Consider the following 5,527-nt stretch of genomic DNA (forward strand, 5'->3'; position numbering starts at 1 on the left):
CTGGACATGGTGGTAGATTACCTTTCTTTCCAGCCCGACTGGGCTGGATATCAGGTGTCCACCAAACAGGGGTCAGGTCCCCCGAGTTTCCGGCTGGACACAAGCCATCAACCAAATGGCCGTGGCCTACCCCGACCGCTTCGACAAATACCTATAAACCCAGCTCCACACACAAACAACTTGACACGCTCGGGAACGGAGCTCACCGCACTACCCAGGAGTCCTGGTCATCGACTCTGCACTTAAAGGTTTCGACCAAGGTCGTGCAGAAGCAGCAGGATCCATGCGTGAGGGACTCTCCACCTATCTGACGCAAGAGGCAATACACCCAGCAAATCATCATCCTGGAGAACACCGACGAAGTTCCCGGGGTTGACCGCACCATTATGGGGAATATCATTGATTTTACCAAAGACACCGAAAACGGCCGTTACGGCTACCTGAAAGGCGTCATAGACGTTGCAGAAGAGGAAGATTTCGAATGACGACACCAGTGGTCAGTTACAAACCTCTCTGGAAGACTCTCACTGACAAAGACATGACAAAACAAGACCTACGTAAAGCAACCGGCCTCTCAAGCGCCACTATCACCAAGATGGGATGGGATGAGACAGTGTCAACACAAGTACTCGCAAGAATATTCGAAGCACTCGAATGCGATATTTCAGATATCTGCACAATCGGAAATAGCCAGGAGGTTGGAAGTGACTAACTTCGAATTTCTAAAAAATAGTTTCCCTTCATTGGAAAACCTGGGAACTTTAGCTGAATCATACCTTTATACCGACCCGAGTACCTCTGTGATGAAGCTCGGCATTCTATGCGAAAGCATTGTAGAGCTGATATTCCAGTTCGATCGTTTGACTCCTCCAAATAAAAGCACAGCTTTCAAGCGGATTGACATGCTCTCTCGTGAAGGTCTGCTGCCTCGCGAAGTTGTCGATATTTTGAATCTGGTTCGCAAAGCCCGAAACAAGGCGGCACATAAGGACTGGGGAACAACAGAAGATGCAAAGCGCTTTTTGCCAATGGTTCATTCCCTTGCTTGGTGGTTTGAAGCTACATATGGTGACCCAAATGTGGAGGCATCAAAATATGTACTCCCAGTTGAAAAATCCCTAACTGATCAGGCTACCGATTGGCTGGAGCAAGAGACTGCCGCACTTGCAAAGGACGATGGCACAAAGGCTAAACAGGCACCAGCGGTGTCAAAAGCGAAACGTTCCCAGCGTTCTACTGCTGCGGTGAATCAGCGTCCAAAAACAGAAGCTGAAACGAGGCTCCTCATTGATGAGCAGCTTCGTCAAGTGGGTTGGGATGCTGATACTGAAAACCTAAGGTACAGCAAGGGCACACGCCCTGTTGAGGGACTAAATCAGGCTATTGCTGAGTGGCCTACTGATTCCACGGTAGGGCGGCAAGGCCGAGCTGACTATGCCTTGTTCGTAGGTTTGAATTTCGTTGGTGTGATTGAAGCAAAGGCAGAGCACTCTGCAATCCCATCAGTTTTGGATTTTCAGGCTGCCGATTACGGGCGGCTTATTAAAGATGAGCACGTAGAGTTTACGATGGGTCAGTGGGGTGCCTTCAAGGTACCATTCCTCTTTGCAACGAATGGTCGCCCATATATAGAGCAATACAAGACTCAATCTGGCGTCTGGTTTCAGGATGTGCGTAACCCACTAAATTCTCCACGCGCATTAGTTGGATGGCCAAGTCCACAGGGTCTTCTCGAAATGCTTGATGCTGATCAACAAGCTGCGCAGGAGGCACTCGACAACCTGAACGATGATCTGCTCACATCTAGTACTGGCTTAAATCTGCGTAAATATCAGGTCGATGCAATCCACGCTGCTGAGAACGCGATCAGCGAAGGAAACCACCACGCGCTACTTGCCATGGCCACCGGCACTGGCAAAACCCGAACAGTGCTTGGGATGATCTATCGATTCTTGAAGACTAATCGGTTCCGCAGAATCTTGTTCTTGGTTGACCGTACGTCACTAGGCACTCAGGCTTTGGATACCTTTAAGGATGTCCGATTAGAGGAATTGCTGACGCTGGATGAACTCTATTCAATTAATGGTTTAGACGATTCCGACGTTGACCCTGAGACACGTGTGCATGTCTCAACGGTCCAAGGAATGGTGAAGCGCCTGTTCTACCCAGAACCTTCTACTGAAGATACTCAGGCACGCAAACCATCCGTTACTGACTACGACTTGATCATTGTTGACGAAGCTCACCGAGGTTATTTGCTTGATAAAGAAATGACCGAAGATGAAGCTCTCTACCGGGACCAATCTGACTACCAATCCGCCTACCGGTCCGTAATTGACTATTTCGATGCAACGAAAATCGCGCTCACTGCAACACCTGCGTTACACACAACTGAGATTTTCGGTCAACCGGTGTACACCTACACCTATCGTGAAGCAGTCATGGATGGCTATCTCGTTGACCACGACGCACCACATCGCCTCACAACAAAGCTTGCAACTGAAGGTATTCGATTTGCCGAGGGCGACACTCTTCCGATCTACGACACTGCTACTGGAGAAATCGCCAACAGCGCTGAATTGGCTGACGAGGTTACTTTTGAAGTGGAAGACTTCAACCGGTCAGTAATTACCGAAAACTTCAACCGGACGGTTCTAAAAGAAATCGCTCGGGATCTTGATCCGAGCATGCCTGAATTATTCGGCAAAACCCTCATTTATGCCGTTGATGACGCTCATGCTGACCTCATCGTCGATCTCCTTAAAGACATCTATGCCGACCAGGGGGTTGAGCCAAAAGCGATTATGAAGATCACCGGCTCAGTCGCAGGCGGCAACAAGAAGAAGATCGAGCAAACAATTAAGCGCTTCAAGAACGAGCGTTTTCCATCAATAGTTGTCACCGTTGACCTGCTCACCACCGGTATTGACGTACCAGCAATCACGTCATTGGTTTTCATGAGGCGAGTTAAGTCGCGTATCCTCTTCGAGCAAATGCTCGGTCGAGCCACGCGACTATGCCCAGAAATCTCAAAAGACCGCTTCGAAATCTACGATCCGGTAGGAGTGTACGAAGCCCTTGAAAAGGTTTCTACCATGAAACCACTGGTTGCGAACCCCAATACCAGCTTCAAAGATCTCATGGAGGACATTGATCGCGCCGGTACTAATGCTGACAAACTTACTCGAGCAATCGAACAGGTAGTGGCTAAGCTCCAACGTAGACGACGCAAGATTGCCGAAACTACAGCTGAACACCTTAAAGACCTTGGCGGTGGAAACACGATCTCCGAAGTGATTGAAGAACTTCGTGAAGCCTCACCAGCAGATGCAGCCGCATGGATTCAAGAACACGCGCAGTTCTTCGATTTCCTCGACAACTCGACCTTTGGCGACCCACGAAAACTAGTGATTTCAGAGGCTGAAGATGAACTCATCTCACACACCAGGGACTTTGGAAACGCCCAAAAGCCTGAGGACTATCTAGAAGAGTTCAAATCCTTCCTGGAGCAAAACAGTGATGAGATTGCAGCCTTACAAATAGTGTGTACTCGCCCTTCTGAACTCACCCGAGCGGAACTGAAATCACTAAGGCTCATGCTCGACCGCAAAGGCTATACCGAGCAAAAACTCTCTTCAGCCTTGTCGCAAGTGTCTAACAAAGAGATTACTGCAGACATCATCTCACTCATTCGCCGTTTTGCACTCGGATCTCCGCTCCTTACCCACAAGGAACGGGTGAAACTTGCTATCGACAAACTGAAAAGAGAACATGACTTTACTAGAGTTCAGCAGGGCTGGATATCTCGCGTTGAGGCGTACCTCGAAAACGAGTTACTCATCTCAACAGACACCTTCGATACAGACTCTCGCTTTAGACAACAGGGAGGACTGAATCGAGTGCAGGCTGCATTTGATGGCGAATTCGCCAAAATAGTCTCTGAACTTAAGGACTATATGTATGAGGACCTAACCGCATGAACAATCAAGAGATCGTTGCGAAGCTCTGGAACCTGTCCAACGTCCTACGCGATGATGGAATCACCTTCCATCAGTACGTCACCGAGCTGACTTACATCCTATTCTTGAAAATGGCCAAGGAAACCGGTGCAGAAGACGGGATTCCCGAACAATACCGATGGAATGAACTGCGCACGAAGTCCGGCATCGAACTCAAGCGGTTCTACCGTGACCTGCTCCAACACCTCGGCGAAGAAGCAACTGGTCGAGTCCATGAAATCTATGCTGCGTCATCTACAAATATTGATGAGCCGAAAAACCTTGAGAAGATTATCAAGTCAATTGATGCTCTGGATTGGTATTCCGCTCGTGAGGAGGGGCTCGGTAACCTCTACGAAGGGCTGCTTGAGAAAAACGCTAACGAGAAAAAGTCTGGTGCCGGTCAGTACTTCACCCCGCGTGTCCTTATTGACGTTATGGTGCGGCTTATTGACCCACAGCCTGGTGAGCTCTGCAACGACCCCGCATGTGGAACTTTTGGCTTCATGATTGCTGCGAGTGAGCACGTATGCGCCAACACAGACGACCTGTTCGATCTGGACGAAGATCAAGCCGACTTCCAAGTAAAGAAGGCATTTACCGGTGTGGAGCTTGTCCATGACACTCATCGACTTGCGTTGATGAATGCTATGCTTCATGGCATCGAATCCCCTATCCATTTAGGAGATACGCTTTCGCCTGACGGCAAGCGCTTTATTGGGTTTGATGTTGTTCTGACTAACCCGCCATTTGGAACGAAAAAGGGAGGGGAACGTGCAACTCGTGATGATCTAACCTTCCCGACATCAAATAAGCAGCTGAACTTCCTGCAGCATATTTATCGAAGCCTTAAGCCAGGTGGACGCGCTGCGGTTGTACTACCAGACAATGTTCTTTTCGCTGACGGTGATGGCCGCCGCATCCGAGAAGACCTGATGGACAAATGCAACCTACACACTATCCTCAGGCTTCCAACCGGTATCTTTTACGCCCCAGGCGTCAAGACCAACGTACTCTTCTTCGAACGTGGACTCACCGACAAAGGAAATACCAGCGGAGTTTGGTTCTACGACCTTCGTTCTCAGATGCCTTCGTTCGGCAAGCGTACGCCACTTACCGTTGAACACTTCGCTGACTTTGAGAAAGCGTATTTGGCTGAAGATCGAACTCAGCTGGCAAACGAGCGGCTAACCTACTTCAAGCGCAGCGAGATTAACGCTAAAGAGGACTCTCTAGATCTGGGCCTCATGCGTGTTGAAGTAGAAACTTTCGACGCGGAAAACTTTGCCCCAGCAGCATCCACGCTCGAAGCCGCAACCCTTCTTGACGAAGCAGCTGACCTCCTGCGCACTCTAGCAAGCGATCTCAGCCTCGGAGAAGGTGAAGATTAGTGGCAATGAAACTCCCGCTCATCACAGACTTCAAAGGGATTCCTAACGAAGCCATCGTTCCATGGGGTTGCCCGCAAATCGTGGACACGTAGTTAAGCTGCTTAGGGGTTAAGCAGCGGCCTTCTTATTACCATTTTG

General features: G+C 49.4%; 3 protein-coding genes. All 3 read left to right on the plus strand.

Annotation, left to right across the window (positions count from 1 at the left end):
* Positions 1-481 precede the first annotated feature (481 nt).
* From QP908_RS11480 to QP908_RS11490, 3 genes are read left to right on the plus strand one after another with little or no spacing between them, the layout of a single operon-like run.
* Positions 482-712, plus strand: coding sequence for a helix-turn-helix domain-containing protein (locus QP908_RS11480; RefSeq protein ID WP_284772329.1), 231 nt, complete (start codon positions 482-484; stop codon positions 710-712).
* Positions 705-3,980 carry a type I restriction-modification system endonuclease gene (gene hsdR, locus QP908_RS11485; RefSeq protein WP_284772330.1) on the plus strand — a complete coding sequence of 1,092 codons (3,276 nt, stop codon included), beginning with the start codon at positions 705-707 and terminating at the stop codon, positions 3,978-3,980. Before QP908_RS11480 ends, hsdR begins: the two co-directional genes overlap by 8 nt.
* Positions 3,977-5,389 (plus strand): class I SAM-dependent DNA methyltransferase, encoded by a 1,413-nt coding sequence (locus QP908_RS11490; RefSeq protein ID WP_284772331.1) that lies wholly within the window; start codon positions 3,977-3,979, stop codon positions 5,387-5,389. Before hsdR ends, QP908_RS11490 begins: the two co-directional genes overlap by 4 nt.
* Positions 5,390-5,527: the final 138 nt, after the last annotated feature.

Source organism: Corynebacterium sp. MSK204, assembly GCF_030229885.1.
Taxonomy (GTDB): Bacteria; Actinomycetota; Actinomycetes; order Mycobacteriales; family Mycobacteriaceae; genus Corynebacterium.

What these genes read in the sequence shown, in the direction of transcription:
- QP908_RS11480 (WP_284772329.1), top strand. Translation starts at nt 482, where the DNA reads ATGACGACACCAGTGGTCAGTTACAAACCTCTCTGGAAGACTCTCACT.
- QP908_RS11490 (WP_284772331.1), top strand. Translation starts at nt 3,977, where the DNA reads ATGAACAATCAAGAGATCGTTGCGAAGCTCTGGAACCTGTCCAACGTC.